Annotated in this window: 17 protein-coding genes; 5 read left to right on the plus strand and 12 right to left on the minus strand. The window is 56.7% G+C overall.

What is annotated here, in order from left to right:
- Nucleotides 1-43 precede the first annotated feature (43 nt).
- The 3 genes from K7H09_RS06760 to slmA all read left to right on the plus strand — a co-directional run bounded on the left by K7H09_RS06760 (nucleotide 44) and on the right by slmA (nucleotide 3,090).
- Nucleotides 44-1,441 (plus strand): phosphomannomutase/phosphoglucomutase, encoded by a 1,398-nt coding sequence (locus K7H09_RS06760; protein WP_009288615.1) that lies wholly within the window; start codon nucleotides 44-46, stop codon nucleotides 1,439-1,441.
- A 121-nt stretch (nucleotides 1,442-1,562) separates the two neighbouring features.
- Complete coding sequence (gene argB / locus K7H09_RS06765; protein WP_007111740.1) at nucleotides 1,563-2,462, plus strand: acetylglutamate kinase; 900 nt, start codon at nucleotides 1,563-1,565, stop codon at nucleotides 2,460-2,462.
- Nucleotides 2,463-2,481: 19 nt separating this feature from the next.
- A complete protein-coding gene (slmA, locus tag K7H09_RS06770) occupies nucleotides 2,482-3,090 on the plus strand; it encodes a nucleoid occlusion factor SlmA (protein WP_022520209.1) in 609 nt (202 codons plus the stop codon).
- A 93-nt stretch (nucleotides 3,091-3,183) separates the two neighbouring features.
- On the opposite strand, the gene rpoH is transcribed toward slmA, so the two are convergent.
- From rpoH to ftsY, 4 genes are all read right to left on the minus strand, one after another.
- Nucleotides 3,184-4,050, minus strand: coding sequence for an RNA polymerase sigma factor RpoH (gene rpoH / locus K7H09_RS06775; protein ID WP_022520210.1), 867 nt, complete (start codon nucleotides 4,048-4,050; stop codon nucleotides 3,184-3,186).
- A gap of 197 nt (nucleotides 4,051-4,247) precedes the next feature.
- The gene (gene ftsX, locus K7H09_RS06780) at nucleotides 4,248-5,297 is read right to left on the minus strand and encodes a permease-like cell division protein FtsX (RefSeq protein WP_022520211.1); all 1,050 of its coding nucleotides are present in this window, start codon (nucleotides 5,295-5,297) and stop codon (nucleotides 4,248-4,250) included.
- The gene (ftsE, locus tag K7H09_RS06785) at nucleotides 5,294-5,962 is read right to left on the minus strand and encodes a cell division ATP-binding protein FtsE (protein WP_022520212.1); all 669 of its coding nucleotides are present in this window, start codon (nucleotides 5,960-5,962) and stop codon (nucleotides 5,294-5,296) included. Before ftsE ends, ftsX begins: the two co-directional genes overlap by 4 nt.
- Entirely contained in the window at nucleotides 5,959-7,242 is a 1,284-nt protein-coding gene (ftsY, locus tag K7H09_RS06790; protein ID WP_230804192.1) for a signal recognition particle-docking protein FtsY, read from the minus strand. Before ftsY ends, ftsE begins: the two co-directional genes overlap by 4 nt.
- A gap of 90 nt (nucleotides 7,243-7,332) precedes the next feature.
- Between ftsY and rsmD the strand changes: the two genes are divergently transcribed.
- Complete coding sequence (gene rsmD, locus K7H09_RS06795; protein WP_022520214.1) at nucleotides 7,333-7,977, plus strand: 16S rRNA (guanine(966)-N(2))-methyltransferase RsmD; 645 nt, start codon at nucleotides 7,333-7,335, stop codon at nucleotides 7,975-7,977.
- A gap of 134 nt (nucleotides 7,978-8,111) precedes the next feature.
- On the plus strand, nucleotides 8,112-8,306 hold the full coding sequence (gene zapB, locus K7H09_RS06800) for a cell division protein ZapB (RefSeq protein ID WP_022520215.1): 195 nt from the start codon (nucleotides 8,112-8,114) through the stop codon (nucleotides 8,304-8,306).
- Between the two features lie 24 nt (nucleotides 8,307-8,330).
- Here zapB and rimI read toward each other — a convergent pair whose 3' ends face one another.
- The 8 genes from rimI to K7H09_RS06840 all read right to left on the minus strand — a co-directional run bounded on the left by rimI (nucleotide 8,331) and on the right by K7H09_RS06840 (nucleotide 16,326).
- Complete coding sequence (gene rimI / locus K7H09_RS06805; protein ID WP_039860392.1) at nucleotides 8,331-8,780, minus strand: ribosomal protein S18-alanine N-acetyltransferase; 450 nt, start codon at nucleotides 8,778-8,780, stop codon at nucleotides 8,331-8,333.
- Nucleotides 8,770-9,708, minus strand: coding sequence for a hypothetical protein (locus K7H09_RS06810; protein ID WP_009288273.1), 939 nt, complete (start codon nucleotides 9,706-9,708; stop codon nucleotides 8,770-8,772). Before K7H09_RS06810 ends, rimI begins: the two co-directional genes overlap by 11 nt.
- Complete coding sequence (locus K7H09_RS06815) at nucleotides 9,705-10,013, minus strand: BolA family protein (protein ID WP_039860389.1); 309 nt, start codon at nucleotides 10,011-10,013, stop codon at nucleotides 9,705-9,707. Before K7H09_RS06815 ends, K7H09_RS06810 begins: the two co-directional genes overlap by 4 nt.
- A gap of 43 nt (nucleotides 10,014-10,056) precedes the next feature.
- On the minus strand, nucleotides 10,057-11,460 hold the full coding sequence (locus K7H09_RS06820) for an MFS transporter (RefSeq protein ID WP_039860386.1): 1,404 nt from the start codon (nucleotides 11,458-11,460) through the stop codon (nucleotides 10,057-10,059).
- Between the two features lie 238 nt (nucleotides 11,461-11,698).
- On the minus strand, nucleotides 11,699-12,085 hold the full coding sequence (locus tag K7H09_RS06825) for a hypothetical protein (protein WP_022520220.1): 387 nt from the start codon (nucleotides 12,083-12,085) through the stop codon (nucleotides 11,699-11,701).
- Nucleotides 12,086-12,169: 84 nt separating this feature from the next.
- Nucleotides 12,170-13,681 (minus strand): lysine--tRNA ligase, encoded by a 1,512-nt coding sequence (lysS, locus tag K7H09_RS06830; RefSeq protein WP_039860384.1) that lies wholly within the window; start codon nucleotides 13,679-13,681, stop codon nucleotides 12,170-12,172.
- A 34-nt stretch (nucleotides 13,682-13,715) separates the two neighbouring features.
- Nucleotides 13,716-14,814 (minus strand): peptide chain release factor 2 gene (gene prfB, locus K7H09_RS06835; protein ID WP_138800386.1). Its coding sequence is split into 2 segments (ribosomal slippage): nucleotides 13,716-14,738 and nucleotides 14,740-14,814, totalling 1,098 coding nucleotides; the frame shifts between segments, so codons are not numbered across the junction.
- A 162-nt stretch (nucleotides 14,815-14,976) separates the two neighbouring features.
- Nucleotides 14,977-16,326 carry an OmpP1/FadL family transporter gene (locus K7H09_RS06840; RefSeq protein WP_039860381.1) on the minus strand — a complete coding sequence of 450 codons (1,350 nt, stop codon included), beginning with the start codon at nucleotides 16,324-16,326 and terminating at the stop codon, nucleotides 14,977-14,979.
- Between the last annotated feature and the right edge of the window lie 167 nt (nucleotides 16,327-16,493).

Here is a 16,493-nt window from a genome sequence, read left to right on the forward strand (position 1 = left end):
TAGGAACCCTTTTAAGGAAACGTCTATTTAGCTGGGAAGCCCTATGAACGCACAGTCTGTACCCGCTTCGATTTTTCGCGCCTACGATATTCGCGGTATCGTTGACGACACGCTCACTGAAGAGACGGTAGAAATGATCGGGCGTGCTGTCGGCTCTGAGGCCGCCGCGCGGGGCGAATCCAGCGTGGTAGTCGCCCGCGACGGTCGCCTTTCAGGCGCTCGGCTGCAGGCAGCGCTGATGCGTGGCCTGAACGCCGCAGGGCGCGATGTGATCGATATCGGCATGGTGCCCACCCCGGTGCTCTACTTCGCCACTCACATACTGGAAGGCACCCAATCAGGCGTAATGGTCACCGGTAGCCACAATCCGCCTGACTATAACGGCTTTAAAATTGTGCTGAGCGGCGAAACGCTCTCTGGTGATGCGATTACAGCCCTGTTTGAACGTATCCAGTCCGGCAACCTAGACAGTAGCTTAGACAATGCTCAAGGCAGTATCACCCAGCAGGATGTTCGTGAACGCTATTTAACGCGCATTCTAGGCGACGTTAAGATCAACCGACCGATAAAAGCCGTGGTCGACTGCGGCAACGGCGTTGCCGGGGAACTCGGTCCGCAGCTGCTGGCACGGTTAGGTATTGAGACCATCCCGCTGTTTGCGGAAATTGACGGCCATTTCCCCAATCACCACCCTGATCCGGGCAAGCCGGAAAATGTCCAGGATCTGATCCGCAAAGTGCACGAAACCGGGGCCGACATTGGCCTTGCTTTCGATGGTGATGGCGACCGTCTGGGCGTTGTCACACCCACTGGCAAGCTGATTTATCCCGACCACCTGCTGATGGTGTTTGCCACCGATATGCTCGCGCGCCAACCTGGGGCCAAGGTTATTTTCGATATTAAGTGCACTGGCAACCTGGTCAAAGTGATCAGCAAGGCCGGCGGCGAACCGGAAATGTGGCGTACCGGGCACTCGATGATCAAGGCGCGTATGCAGGAAACCGGCGCTCAGCTTGGTGGCGAGATGAGTGGGCATATTTTTTTCCAAGAGCGCTGGTATGGTTTTGACGATGGCCTCTACGCCGCCGCTCGGCTGGTAGAGATTCTCGCCAATCAAGCCGACGACGCCGATACTTTTTTTGCCAACTTCCCTCAAGACGTTGCCACACCGGAAATTAATATAGCGGTTACCGACGATAACAAATTTTCTCTGGTGGATAAGCTTGCTCGCGAGGGCGACTTCGGCGAAGGTATAAAAACAACTTTGGACGGCATTCGCGTTGACTACCAGGATGGCTGGGGGCTGTGCCGCCCCTCGAACACCACGCCTGCACTGGTCATGCGCTTTGAAGGGAAAGACGAGGCCGCGCTAGCACGCATCAAAGCAATTTTTAACGACGCGCTTCGGCGCGTCGCGCCAGACATTGAGCTCCCCCAGTAGACAGATAGCTCTTTAAATAGCTCGGGGCTGGAGGGATCGCGACCACCTAGAAAGCGCGACCCTCATCACTTAATCAGCATAAACGTTAGCAGCATAATAAACGTTCGCAAGGGACAACCTCATGAGTTCAGCCAGTCGCGATCCCCAGGTCGTTGTGGAGGTGCTTTCCGAAGCCCTCCCGTATATTCAGCAGTTCTCCGGCAAAACCGTGGTGGTCAAATATGGCGGTAACGCCATGACCGAAAGCACCCTGATCGACTCCTTTGCCCGCGATATCGTGTTAATGAAGGAAGTCGGCATCAACCCGGTGGTGGTGCATGGCGGCGGGCCGCAGATCGGAGACCTGCTCAAAAAGCTCAACATTGAATCTCGCTTCGTCAACGGCATGCGCGTTACCGACTCACAAACCATGGACGTGGTCGAGATGGTACTGGGCGGCTTGGTCAACAAAAGCATCGTCAACCTGATCAATCAAAGCGGCGGTAAAGCGATTGGCTTGACCGGTAAAGATGGCTCACAAATTCGTGCCCGCCAGCTCAAAGTTGAGCACCAAAGTCCCGAAATGACGGCGCCCGAGATCATCGATATTGGCCATGTGGGCGAAGTGGAGTCGATCTCAACCGAGCTTATCGAGATGCTGGCAGCGCGTGATTTTATTCCGGTGATTGCACCGATTGGCGTCGACGCCGCAGGCCACAGCTACAATATCAACGCTGACCTGGTAGCGGGAAAGATCGCCGAAGCGCTCAATGCAGAAAAGCTGATGCTACTCACCAATGTCGCCGGGTTAATGAATACCGAAGGTGAAGTGCTCACCGGTTTAAGCACCGCTCAGGTGGATGACCTGATCGCCGATGGCACGATTTATGGCGGCATGCTGCCCAAAATCCGCTGCGCGCTGGATGCAGTGAAGGGCGGCGTGAACAGCTCGCACATTATTGATGGCCGTGTCCCCCACGCGGTGTTACTGGAAATTTTCACCAATGCTGGGGTAGGTACTCAAATCAAGGACGCGAGCTAACCGCGACGGAGGCCACATTATGAGCGAAGATCAAAAACCTCGCCGCCGCGAGCAAATTCTCCAAGCCCTGGCATTGATGCTCGAGGAAGATAGCGGCAAGCGCATTACCACAGCCGCCCTCGCCCGCCAGGTAGGAGTTTCAGAAGCGGCGCTCTACCGCCACTTTCCCAGCAAAGCGCGTATGTTTGAGGGGCTGATTGACTTTATCGAAGAGAGTATTTTTGCCCGCATCACGCGTATTTTAGAAGACGTTCCCGACGCCACCTCCCGCTGCGGCACCATACTCGCGCTGCTGCTGGGCTTTGCTGAGAAAAATCCTGGCCTGGCACGAGTGATGGGCGGCGACGTACTCACCGGCGAAACCGCACGGCTACGCCAGCGGGTCAACCAGCTGTTTGAACGCCTGGAAATGCAGCTTAAGCAGATTCTGCGCGAAGCCGAACTGCGTGAAGGCCTACGCCCCACGATTCCTGCCTCTGCCGCTGCCAATTTGTTAGCGGCCCAGGCGGAGGGGCGAATTTCACAGTATGTGCGCAGCGACTTTAAGCGCTTGCCCACCGAACATTGGGAAGATCAGTGGTCGCTGCTGTCGGCCCACTTACTGCGCGCCACGGCACAGCCTGCTTAGGCTCGCGTGCTGGCTGCACAAAAAGCCGGCTCCTTTAACGGGAGCCGGTTTTTTTAATGCTGAAAAGCCACAAATTGTGCATTCAGCGTGGTCTTAGGCGACCATTTCCTCACCCATTTTCTGACGCAGCTTTTTCATGGCATTTTTTTCGAGCTGGCGAATACGCTCCGCGCTGACGCCGTAGACGTCGGCCAGATCATGCAGCGTCTCTTTGCTATCGGCTAACCAGCGGCGCTGAAGAATATCCCGCGAGCGCTCATCAAGCCCTTCGAGGGCAAGCTGCAAACGGCGCGTCGAGTCTTCCTCGAAGTTGCTATCTTCCAACTGCGTGGCAGGGTCGGAAGCGGAATCATCCAGGAAGTGCACCGGCGCTTGATAGGTGCTCTCTTCATCATCGCCTGCCGGAGCATCATAGCCTGCATCGTAAGACGACAAGCGCCCTTCCATATCGCGCACGATCTCGGGCTTAACGTCGAGATCTTTGGCGATGGCGTCCACTTCGTCGTTGTTCAACCACGCCAAACGCTTCTTCGCACCGCGCAGGTTAAAGAACAGCTTGCGCTGGGCTTTGGTCGTGGCAATCTTAACGATCCGCCAGTTGCGCAACACAAATTCGTGAATTTCTGCTTTAATCCAGTGCACGGCAAACGAAACCAGACGAACGCCCTGGTTCGGATCGAAGCGCTTGACGGCTTTCATCAAGCCAACGTTACCTTCTTGAATCAAATCCGCTTGGGGCAACCCATAGCCCGAATAGCTACGCGCGATATGCACCACAAAGCGCAAATGCGACAGTACCAAACGACGAGCGGCTTCCAGATCGCCTTCATCATAGAGGCGATAAGCGAGCTCACGCTCTTCATCGGCCGTTAATACCGAAATTCCATTGACTGCGCGGATATAACCGCCCAGATCGCCGCCGGGCGAAAGCTGCCCCACCGGTAGAAGACTAGTGCTCATGTGCAGGTGGTCTCCCCTGTAACCCATCGTGGTTGACGTAGCACGTTATCAATAACCTATTACAAAACCGTGATACTAATTCAGTCATACACATTCAGTCATACGAATGTCTGCGATACTGAGACCTTAACGCAAGCATAAAGTTCGCAGGTTAAGCATTACCAGCAGTATCGCATTAGCTGCTTAGAATTCATCAATTATCTTGGCCGAATACTCGAAAGGTGACGAGTCACCGCCAACCAGGCACCCAACCAACCTAGTAGTGTACTGCAAGATAGCAGAATTGTAGAGCCTGTCACGTCGAGTTGGGGTAAAGAAAAACTCGCCCCGTAACTTGCCGCCAGAGCGGATACCGGCAGGGAAAGCCAGTGATTGCCCAGACCTAACAAACCTAGTGCCAACAGCCCACCGCCTAAGCCGTACCAAGCACCGCTGTACAGGAAAGGCCGTCGCACAAAGGCATGCGTGGCGCCAATGAGCATCACGACTTCAATTTCCCGGCGACGACTCTCCACCGAGAGACGAATGGTATTACCGACCACCAGCAGCACGCCTAAACCAAACAGCACCCCTAGCGCCAGCGCTACACGGCGACCTAGCTCGGCTAAGTTTCTCAGCCGCTCTACCCAGGCCAGGTCAAGACGCACCTCATCCACCCCAGCGAGCGCTTCAAGACGGGCGGCCAACTGCTGCATGGCAACTGGATCAACGCTTTCTGGGCGTACCACCATACTGATAGGCAGCGGGTTACTCTCCAGCCCTGCCAAGGCATCATCGAGCCCCAGCGACTGCTGGAACTCCGCCATACCCTGCTCGGCGCTGATCAGCTGGGTTTCGAGCACGCCCGGTTCCGCGTTGACCGCCTCCTCGATACGCAGCGACTGGGCATCATCAGCACTCAACTCCAGGTAGACCGTTAGGGTGGCGCTCTCATCAAGCTCTGCATCCAGCAGGCGGGCACTATCCAGGGTTAGCCACAGCGCCGCAGGCAGTACCAGTGCAATAGCGATCGCCAGCATGGTCAGGAGATTACCCAGCGGATAGCGTATCAAGCGCTGAAAGCTATCCCACCCCATACTGCGGTGATGGCGCCCCCATGCCCGCAGGCGGCTGGAAAAGCGCGTTTGCTGCGACCTGGCGCCCCGCTGTGGCGCTTGGGCTTTCTCAACCGCTGGTTTAACAGCGGCTTTGCGCGGCGTTTTTAATGCTGCTCCCTGACGACGCTTGGGTGTCGCGGATGACCTCATACCGCCCCCTCATCGGCTACCAACCTGCCGTCGCTTAAGCGCAGGATGCGGTGGCGCAGTCGGGCAATTAGGGCCAAATCGTGACTGGCGATCATCACGGTGGTACCAATCCGATTAAAGTCCTCAAATAGCGCCATGATATCCGCCGAAAGCTGGGGATCCAGATTGCCCGTCGGTTCATCGGCAAGCAGTAGCGCGGGCTTATTAACCACCGCCCGGGCAATGCCGACCCGCTGCTGCTCGCCGCCGGAGAGCTCTATGGGCAACGCCTTTTCACGATGCAGCAGCCCCACTTTATCTAACGCGGCACGCACACGGCGGGCGGCTTCCCGAGGTTCAACCCCTTGAATCTCCAGCGGTAGAGAAACATTGTGAAAAATGCTGCGATCAAAGAGCAGCTGATGATCCTGGAAAACCACGCCAATTTGGCGCCGATAGAACGGCACTTGGCTGGCATGCAGCTGGGCAATGTCGTGCCCCGCTACGACGACGCGCCCACGGCTAGGTTTCTCAAGGCGCATGATTAAGCGTAGTAGCGAGCTTTTCCCCGCCCCGGAGTGACCGGTAAGAAACACCATTTCGCCCCGGGCAACCCGAAAGTTAAGATGTGCCAGCGCTTCAAAGCGTCCACCGTAGCGTTTTCCCACATGCTCAAAGGCGATCATGCGCTGGCATCGTCCCCTTGGCGGTCAAATAGCGCTTGGACAAAATCATTGGCCTCGAAGGGGCGCAGATCGTCGATACCCTCCCCCACACCAATAAAACGAATCGGCGTTTCCAGCTGTTTAGCCAGCGCGAAAATAATCCCGCCTTTGGCGGTGCCGTCCAGTTTGGTTAGCGTGATCCCGCTGACCGGCACGGCGTCGTTAAAGGTGCTGGCCTGGGAAATCGCGTTTTGCCCGGTGCCCGCATCCAGCACCAGCATCACTTCATGAGGCGCGGTGTCATCTAGCTTCTGCATCACCCGGTGGACTTTTTTCAGCTCTTCCATCAGGTGGCTTTTGTTATGTAGCCGTCCGGCGGTATCGGCGATCAGTACATCAACACCTCGCGCAGTGGCGGCCGCTACCGCGTCATAAATCACCGAGGCGCTGTCCGCGCCGGTGTGTTGGGCGATGACCGGCACCTTGTTGCGCTCGCCCCAGACTTTGAGCTGTTCGACAGCGGCGGCACGGAAAGTGTCACCGGCCGCCAACATAACGCTTTTGCCTTCGCGCTGAAAACGCTGGGTGAGCTTACCAATGGTGGTGGTTTTACCTACGCCATTAACACCCACCACTAAAATAACAAACGGCCCCTTGCCCGCCTTTTCCAGTACAAGCGGTTTGGCGACCGGCGCCAGCATGGCGGACAACTCTTCTTGCAGGCCACGGTAGAGGGCTTCTGGGTTGTTCAACTCTTTGCGCGAGACCCGCGCTTCCAGGCGACCAATAATCTCGGTCGTCGCATCAATGCCCACATCGGCCATTAACAGCTGCGTTTCCAGATCTTCCAGCAGTTCGTCATCAATCTGTTTTTTACCTAAAAACAGATCGGCGATGCCATCGGTTAAATTGGCACGGGTTTTCCCCAGGCCTGACTTGATACGCGCAAACCAGCCTTTCTGGTCGCTTTTGTCAGCCACCGGTTTCTCTTGCAAGGCGGGCGCGGGCGTCAGCTCTGGCTCTGGCTCTGGCTCTGGCTCTGGCTCTGGCTCTGGCTCTGGCTCTGGCTCTGGCTCTGGCTCTGGCTCTGGCTCTGGCTCTGGCTCTGGCTCTGGCTCTGGCAAAGTTTCCGGCGCTTCTGAGGTCTCTTCAACAACGTCAGTGGAAGTCTCGGGCGTTGCAATGTCCATCTCATCGGCTTGCTCTTGAGGCTGCTCCTTTAACTGCTCCTCCTGCGCCTGCTTGTCTTGAGGCGCCTGTTGCGGATCTTGCTTATTCTTGCGTTTAAAAAAACCAAACATGAGTGTTACCCGACATAAATAGTGGACATTAAGGTTATGCTAACACCGTAACCCAAGACTTTGGATAAACAGCCCGCTACAATCCGCTTTATGACACGACAACGCCCCCCTCGATCCTCTACATCCCGCCGCACACCTGCTCAGCGGGGTGGTCAACAACTTGGCAAACCCGTTGGTAAGCCACTTGGTAAGTTACGCATCATCGGCGGTGAGTTCCGCCGCCGTCAGTTGCCGGTGCTGGATAGCCCAGGCTTGCGTCCAACCCCAGACCGCGTGCGTGAAACGCTGTTCAATTGGCTCGGCCAACAGCTTTACGGCCAGCAGGTACTCGACCTGTTCGCAGGTACCGGTGCGCTAGGCATTGAAGCGGTGTCTCGCGGCGCCTCCTGGGTCGATTTTGTCGAGCGCGACCCGCGGGTAGCGGCGCAGCTGTCGACCAATCTGGCATCGCTCAATATTACCGCAAGCGCGGTGCATGTTAACGATGTTCAGACTTATCTGACGCGCCCAGCCAAGCCCTATACGCTGGTCTTTCTTGACCCGCCTTTCCATCAGCAGCTGGCCGCGCCCTGCTGTTCGACATTGGAAACTAGTGGCTGGCTGGATAACGAGGCAATGATTTACCTGGAAACCGAGACATCGCTGGCTCCCAAGGTGCCCGCCAACTGGCTATTGCACCGCGAAACCCAGGCGGGCGAAAGCACTGCGCGGCTCTATCAACGTCAAGCACCGTAAACAGCGCTTGCCGCCACGCGGCGGTGGCGTTACGCTCGCCTCATTCGTCCCTACTGACAAGCTTTGTGCTTGTTTATTTGGGTGCCTTTTTATGACCTATTTTGGGTTTTCGTTTTTACGCTAGGGAGAGATACATGAGTCTGGAGCTATTTAATCAACTTGAGCAGAAAGTCACCGACACTGTTGATGCACTGGAGATGATGAAACTGGAAAATGAAGAGCTGCGCGGCGAAAACGCCAAGCTGAAAGAGGAGCGCGAAGAGTGGGAGCGTCGCCTCAACAGCCTGCTCAGCAAGTTCGACAGTCTCGAAACCTCCAGCACGCCTTAGGCTCAGGATAAGTGCGCTGCTGCCCTAAAGCACCAGGGACATCAGCAGCGCATCCTCACGCCCGGCGGCGGCTTGCGACGATAGCGGTGGGTAGTAGCCTTTGCGCCGTCCGTCTTCGCTAAACCCGCAGCGCTGGTAGAGCCGGATAGCGCTAAGATTACTCGCCCGCACCTCTAGCAGCAGCCGCTCGCTCAGCCAGCCGCGTGCGGTGGACAGCACGACCTCCATCAACGCCCGACCTGCTCCACTGCGTCGCTGCTCTGGGTGTACCCCAATGGCTTGTAGTTCCGCCTCAAACGGCAGTCGCGCCACAATGGCGTACCCTAACAACTGCTCATCCTGCCACCAGCCCAGTACACAGGTATCCTGGCTGCCCAACGCTGCCAGCATTTGCGTCTCAGAAGTACCGCTCTGCGCCCGGTACTCAAGCGCAATCAGTAGGGCTAGGTGCTCAACGTTGAGTTCAGTGATCATCCGTTGCCTGCTGAGCACTTTCTAACTGAGTGCCCACTGCCTGAGCGCCAGTCGCCTTATCGGCTTCCCACTGCTGGCCTAACGCCTGCAGCGCTGGCCAGAGGTCGCGCTTACTATGGCTACCGTCGAGGAGCGCCCCAAGTGAGGGGCCCTGCCATAAGGGCAGCGAAAGCGTTTGGCTGTGACCTTCAGCCACGTTCAGTATGCGCTCCAGCGGCGCTTGTTCAGCTCCAGATTCGGTATCAGGCTCGGCTTCCAACTCACCCCACCAGAGTAATCGCTCTAACCGCCACCCCTGTCGGCTCGCGCTTCCAGCGATAAACGCCGCCAAGCCCTCGCGGGCTTCGTCCAGGGGATCCTCCACCGCAAAGGCGTTGGCCATTTGCGGCCAGGTGAAGTGGCTCACTTCCGGCAACGCTCCACGCTGAATGCCCGCGGCCTGTAACAGGTTGGCCAGTAGCTGCTGCTCAAGCGGACTCATGTCCCCCGCCTGCAGCACCATCCAGCGGCCCTGAAGACAAACGCAGGAGAGCGCGAACTTAAGCGGTTTGGCTGGCACGGTTTCCGCGCTGGAAGTCGCCGTCTCCGGGTTGGCAATCGCCGGCTTATTTTGGCCCGACTTGTCCGCACGCTGCTTGTCTTGACCCAGCAGTGCCCGCACCGCCGAGGGTGAGGCAATGGCTTCGCCTGAGGCCTGGGGGTCGGAAGATTGAAGTTCGGACGGTTGAGGTTTGGACGTTTGCCGCTTGGGCGCAGGGGCGTCGTCCAGCAATGCCTGTAGCCGCTCCCGAGGTGGCGTAGGGGCAGGCGTCGAATCCTCCCACTCGCAGGCCTCGGTGGGCAGCGCATTAGGCAACTGGTACTTCGCGGCCCAGGCGGTAATACCCATGGCGTCCAGGTAGTGGCGCCGAGTAACTTCTTGATTCACTTCCCGCCGCCGCGACAGTTGGGTGAGCTCGGGCGTTCACCGCCGCGTGCCTGCCACTCGCTGGGGGTATAAAGATGCAGCGCTAAGGCGTGCACCGGTCCGGAAAGCTCATCGGCCAACAGCGCATAAATTTGCTGGTGACGCTTCACCGGCATCATGCCGTCGAAGGAGTCACTCACTAGCGTCACTTTGAAGTGGGTTTCAGAGTTCGCGGGCACGTTGTGCATGTGGCTTTCGTTTTCAACCTGCAGCACGTCCGGCGCGAGTGCCGTTAACTTCTGCTCAATCTGTGTCTGCAGCGTCATAAGGTTCTCCTTGAGAGATCACAAACCATTTTATTGTACGCGCTTACTGGCCCGCAGACGATGCCCGTCGGGCGTGTAACGCACGCCTGGCCAGCGGCATACGCGCCACGCTTGCCAAGAGCGCCAGCAGCGTGGTTGCCGCCCCCAGCCAGAGCGTTACCTGTACCGGCCAGCCTAGCGCCAATGCAGCACCGACTAAGGCCACGCCAAACGACTGCCCAACGGTACGCGTGGTGCTCATGACGCCAGAGACGTTGGAACTGCGCTCCGGTGGCAGGCTGCCCATCATTTCGCGGTTGTTGGGTGGCTGGAACAGGCCAAAACCAATACCGCATAGCGCAGTGCGCCATAGACTTCCCACCACGCCGGTCGATTCATCGACCAGCGCCAGCGCAATCAGGCCAATGATAAGTAGGCCAAGCCCCGCGCTGGAGAGAATACTGGGATTAATACGGTCGGCTAAGCGCCCCGCTACAGGGCCAACGAACATGATAGCCAGTGGCCAAGGAGTGAACAGCCAAGCGGTTTCCAGTGGCGAAAAACCCATCTGCTCCTGGTAGAAAAACGACAGCGCTACAAACGTAAGGCCCTGACCTATAAAGGCAAGCCCAGAGGCCGATACCGCCAGTGTAAAGCGCAGCTCGGCAAACACGCTAAGCGGCAGCAATGGATATGGTGCGCGACGCTGACGCGCAATAAACCCAGCACAGGCCAATACCGCCAACAGCGCCCAGCCACCGCTTTGCCAAATCGGCGCGGCGTGGCTCACGGCGTCCATGGCAATAAAGAAGCTGGCCAGCATAACGATCGAGAGCAGTGCCCCAGCCACATCAAAACTACCTTTGCGTGGCTCTTCTTGGGGCAACGCACGCTTGGCGAGCCACAGCGAGCAGAGACCCAGCGGCACATTCAGCGCAAATAGCCAAGGCCAGTCGGCAAAGGACAGGATTACCCCACTCAGCGTGGGCCCTGCCGCGTAGCCACCGGCTACCACCAAGGCACTTAAGCCAAGGGCGCTGCCCAACAGCCGCGAGGGGAAAATGGCTCGATAAAGCGATGGGCCAATCGATAGCGTGGCCGCAGCGCCTAGCCCCTGAAAGGCACGAAACACCAGCAACGTTTCTAAATTGCGCGATAGCGCTGCCCCTAGCGCGGCAGCAACAAAGGTGGCCAGCCCAAACAGGTAGAGCCTGCGACGTGTGATCAATTCACTAATGCCCGCAAACACGAGCAAAAAAGCCGCACAAACAACCTGAAACAGGTTGGTAATCCATACCGCTCGGGATGCCGACACATTCAAGTCGGCGGCAATAGTGGGCAGCGCCAGGTTGATCATGGTGGTATCGACCACCGCCATCAAGGTACCGGTTACCAGCGCCAGCACAGCAAGGGCGCGTTCAGGCCCAGGCAGGCCATCGTCGCCGGGGCGGGTTTCAAACAGTCGCATGCAAGCGTTCCTAGGCAGGAGAAATCTTAAACGAAACGGCCAACGCGAAACGATTAAAGACACTGCGTCTAAAGACACAGCGTTAAAAACGATGAAACCGGCCTAAGCCGGTTTCGAAGTGCGCTAATTAACAGTGTGTCATTTCACAGTGCACTAGCGGGCTGTTACCAGCCAAACGCGCAGGCAAACACTGGGCTTACGTAATACTAGGCTTGCCTAAATACTAGCACGCTAACGGCTAGTCCTGCTCACTATCGAGCAGTAACGCATCATCGACTTCTGAGATTTCCAGCGCCGTTTCGTCGTCTAGATCAATGGCCAGGTAGCTGTGCTCAACGCGCACAAACTCCTGGAACAATGCCCAGTCGAGTTTATCCGGCCACTGCCGTTCGTCCTCTTCCCAAGCGCGCAGCTCAGTCTCGAGAATTTCCACGTAGCGGTCGCGCACAAAAGTTTCCAGCGCTTCCGGGGTATCCATCTCTGGAATCAGGTAAATGGTACTTTCACGTTCGACGTCGTCCAGGGTCAGGTCGTCGTCTCCCATGGTGGGTTCCAGCGCGTTGATCCAGTCCACAAAGGGCTGGGTCGGCCTGACGCTCAGTGCGGAGCGGTTAAGCAGTTTCATGGGATTCTCCTCGCCGTCGAAACGTTGACCATTATGGGCGCTATAACGCGCCCTTACCAACTTTTCATCCGTTATCGTAGCGTGTTAGTCCACTTCAGGGCGCATCGCCGGGAACAGCAACACATCGCGAATCGATGCGCTGTCGGTGAACAGCATCACCAAGCGGTCAATACCGATGCCTTCGCCCGCGGTGGGCGGCATGCCGTACTCCAAAGCACGCACGTAATCTGCATCGTAGTACATTGCTTCCAGGTCACCGGCATCTTTTTCCGCGGACTGGGCACGGAAGCGCTCCGCCTGATCTTCTGCGTCGTTAAGCTCCGAGAAACCATTGGCGATTTCGCGACCACCGACAAAGAACTCAAAGCGGTCAGTGACGAAGGGATTGGCGTCATTACGCCGGGCAAGCGGACTCACTTCAGCCGGGTATTCGGTGATAAAGGTCGGCTGGTCGAGCTTATGCTCGGCAACCTCTTCGAATATCTCCGTTTGCACCTTGCCCAGGCCCCAGCTCTCTTTGACCTTGATGCCCAGTTTCTCGGCGGTTGCCCGCGCCGCCTCCAACGAATCCAAATCGCTGTCGGCAATGCCGTCACCATGATCGAGAATCGCCTGACGTAGCGTTAAGCGGGCAAAAGGTTTGCCGAAATCGTAGCTCGCGCCCTGATACTCAATCACTGCATTACCGAGCACTTCTTCAGCGGCGGTGCGCAGCATCGCTTCGGTCATATCGAGCAGGTCGCGGTAATCCGCATAGGCCCAGTAGAACTCCACCATGGTGAATTCTGGGTTGTGGCGCGTTGATAACCCTTCGTTGCGGAAGTTGCGATTAATCTCGAACACCTTTTCAAAGCCGCCCACCACCAGACGCTTGAGATAAAGCTCTGGCGCAATACGCAGATACATGTCGATATCCAGCGCATTGTGGTGGGTAATGAACGGCCGTGCCGCCGCGCCGCCGGGGATCGGTTGGAGCATCGGCGTCTCTACTTCCATAAAACCACGGGCTTCAAAGAAGCGGCGCATGGAGCTGATGACCGCTGCGCGGGTTTCAAACACTTTGCGCGACTGCGGATTCATGATCAGATCCACATAGCGCTGGCGATAGCGGGCTTCCATATCGGTGAGACCGTGAAACTTGTCCGGCAGCGGGCGCAGGCTCTTGGTGAGCAGCTGCGCCTCTTTCATCATCACGTACAGATCGCCCTTGCCGGATTTATGCACCGGCCCGTGGGCAGCGACGATGTCACCGATATCCCAGCTTTTAACGTCTTCCAGCACGTCGGCGGGCAGGCCCTTTTTATCCACGTAGAGCTGGATTTGCCCGGCCACATCCTGAATGACGATGAAGGGGCCACGTTGACGCATCACACGACCCGCCACAGCGGCGTGGTGATCCAGCGCTTCAAGCTCGGCCTTGTCTTTATCGCCGAAGGCATTTTGCAGCTCGACGGTTAGGCTGTCGCGGCGAAAATCATTGGGAAACGCACTCTTTCCCTGCTCAGCGGCGCGCTCACGGCGAGCAGTCAACTTGGCACGGCGCTCGGCGATCAGGTGGTTTTCGTTGTCTGCAGGAGACGCGTCTTGGTTAGCCATGGGGCACCCTGTTCAAGTTCAAACGCTAAAAAAATTACAAACCTTGCTTCAAGCTGGCGACGATAAATTGATCAATATCCCCGTCGAGCACTTTATCGCAGTTGCTGGACTGCACGCTGGTGCGCAAATCCTTGATGCGCTGGTCATCCAGCACGTAAGAGCGAATCTGGCTGCCCCAGCCGATGTCAGCCTTGGAGTCCTCGGCCTCCTGCTTGGCGGCGTTGCGCTTTTGCATCTCGTGTTCCCACAACCGCGCTTTCAACTGCTTCATGGCAAAATCGCGGTTGGCGTGCTGGCTGCGTTGCCCCTGGCAGGCCACGACGATCCCGGTCGGCTCGTGGGTAATCCGCACGGCCGAATCGGTGGTGTTTACGTGCTGACCGCCCGCGCCGCTGGAACGGTAGGTATCGACGCGCAAGTCCGAGGGATTAATCTCTACCTCGAAACTGTCGTCAATTTCCGGGGACAGGAATACCGAGGCAAACGAGGTATGCCGACGACCACCGGAATCAAACGGGCTTTTACGCACTAGGCGGTGCACGCCGGTTTCAGTACGCAGCCAGCCGAAAGCGTAATCGCCTTGGATATGCACCGTGGCCGACTTAATGCCCGCCACTTCGCCAGCAGAGATTTCAGTGATATCGGCTTTGAAGCCGTGGCTCTCTGCCCAGCGCAGGTACATGCGCAATAAAATATTGGCCCAATCCTGGGCTTCGGTGCCACCAGAGCCGGACTGAATTTCCAGGTAGGCGTTGTTCTGATCCATTTCACCGGAGAACATGCGCCGAAACTCAAGCTTTTCTAACGCCGCCTGCATGCTGTCCAGCTCTTTGCACACTTCTTCGACGGTGCCTTCATCCTCTTCCATTTCTGCAAGCTCCAGCAGATCCCGGCTATCGCCAAGGCCCTGCTCAAGTTCATCAATGGTGGCCACTATGGCTTCGAGGGAGGCGCGCTCTTTGCCTAACTTCTGCGCGTAGTCTGGATCGTTCCAGACATTGGGGTCTTCCAGTTCGCGGGTGACCTCTTCTAGCCGATCTTTCTTCTCGGCATAGTCAAAGATACCCCCTAAGAACGTCTGTCCGCTCAGACAGGTCCTTGAGCTGGTTGTGAATCGGATTGGTTTCCAACATGGGATCGCCCTAGCTTGGTCTACTCGGATCGTACAGAGGTGTATCGATCAGAAAAGCGCATAGTGTAACGAAAGCCGACACGCCCCGCATCCAATGGCCTGCCACTAGGCAATAAAAAACCCGGCATGCGCCGGGTTTCATTGGGGTTTGGCTCTTTAGGGTTTAAAAGCGATAGGTTAACTGAGCACCAAAACCGTGAGCTTCGTTTTTGTAGTCGGCTGAGTAGGAGGCCCCGCCAACCGGCTGGCCACCCGTGGCCTGGCTGGCCAGCAGGTCGCTACGATCCTGCTCAACAAAGGTGCCGCGCTCTGTTAGATATGAGTAGGCAATATCGACAGTCAGGTCAGGCGTTGGGCTCCATCCTGCCCCCAGCGAGAAAATACGCCGATCATCGGAAGGAATACGTACGCTACGATCCTCATCATTGGTCGGCGTCATGTCTAACGTAACCCCAGCACGAAGCGCCAATGTCTTGGTTAACTGGTACTCGCCGCCAGTGGCAAACGCCCAGGCGTTTGAGTAGTTCTGAAACTCTTGGGTAATCGTATCGCCTTGGCTGCCGGTAACCAAAATTTGATCAAAGTGGCTCCAACGCACCCAGGATGCACCGAACATCAGCTTGAGACGGTCAGTCATTTGCTGGGTAAGCGAGAAGTTAACCGTCTCAGGGGTGGTCAAATCCAGGCTAGCAGTATCTGAGCGAACGACATTACCCAGAGGATCAGTAGCGCTAAAATCACCTTCCAAGGTGTAGTCTACTTTCGAGCGGTAAGTCAGCCCCAGGGTGGTTTCAGGTACTGGACGATAGATTACGCCTAAGTTATAGCCCCACGCTTCGTCGTCACCATCAACCCGCGAGTCGATGTCGGCATCTGGGTTAAAGGTGGCCTCACTGGGTACTTGTCGGCGTAGTTCGCCTTCCACACGGTTGTAAGTAATCCCCGCGCCTACTGACCACTGATCATTAAAACGGTAAGAAACCGTCGGCTGCGCACTGACCACTTTGACTTCGGTGTAGTCGCCAAAATAGCGCCCTTGAAAATCATCTTCATAATCGGTTTTTGAGCCAAAGGGTGCATACACCCCAAACCCGAACGCCAGTTGATCGGTCACTGGGTGCGCATAGAAAGCAAAGGGGATCGGCGTACCTGGCACCATATCGCCATCATTCCCTCCGGGAATGCTACCGACGGGGATCTGATTGCCATTTGGCGCGCCACCAAGCGCGACCCCGGAGTCGATATAGCGAGAAGCTTCGACATTAGAGATGTCAGTATTCACGTTTAGATACGTGCCACCAACGGTCACCTGGGCACGGTCTAAAAACGACATACCCGCTGGGTTACCGTACACAATGGTTGCATCATGGATGTTAGAGCTTCGCCCGGCATGGCCATAGCCCTGCCCACTCACGCTCTGCTCGTTAATTTGATACCCGCCCGCGTGGGCTTGGCTGGCAAAAGCGGCCGTAATGGCAGCAGCCAGGGTGAGCTTATTAAATTTATTATTCATAGTGGGCCTCTCTTCCCGATGATCCAGTGGATACCGACGATCCACCCTCTTTATTTTTACATGACTGTTTTCTCGCAACTGAGCCAAAGGTTCAAGGGCAAACGTTCGTTTTATTTTATTTTTGGCTTATACATTAGTCGCACGGTCGTTTTAAATCAGTGTTTTAG

The organism is Halomonas sp. IOP_14 (genome assembly GCF_021021315.1).
GTDB classification, from domain to species: domain Bacteria; phylum Pseudomonadota; class Gammaproteobacteria; order Pseudomonadales; family Halomonadaceae; genus Vreelandella; species Vreelandella titanicae.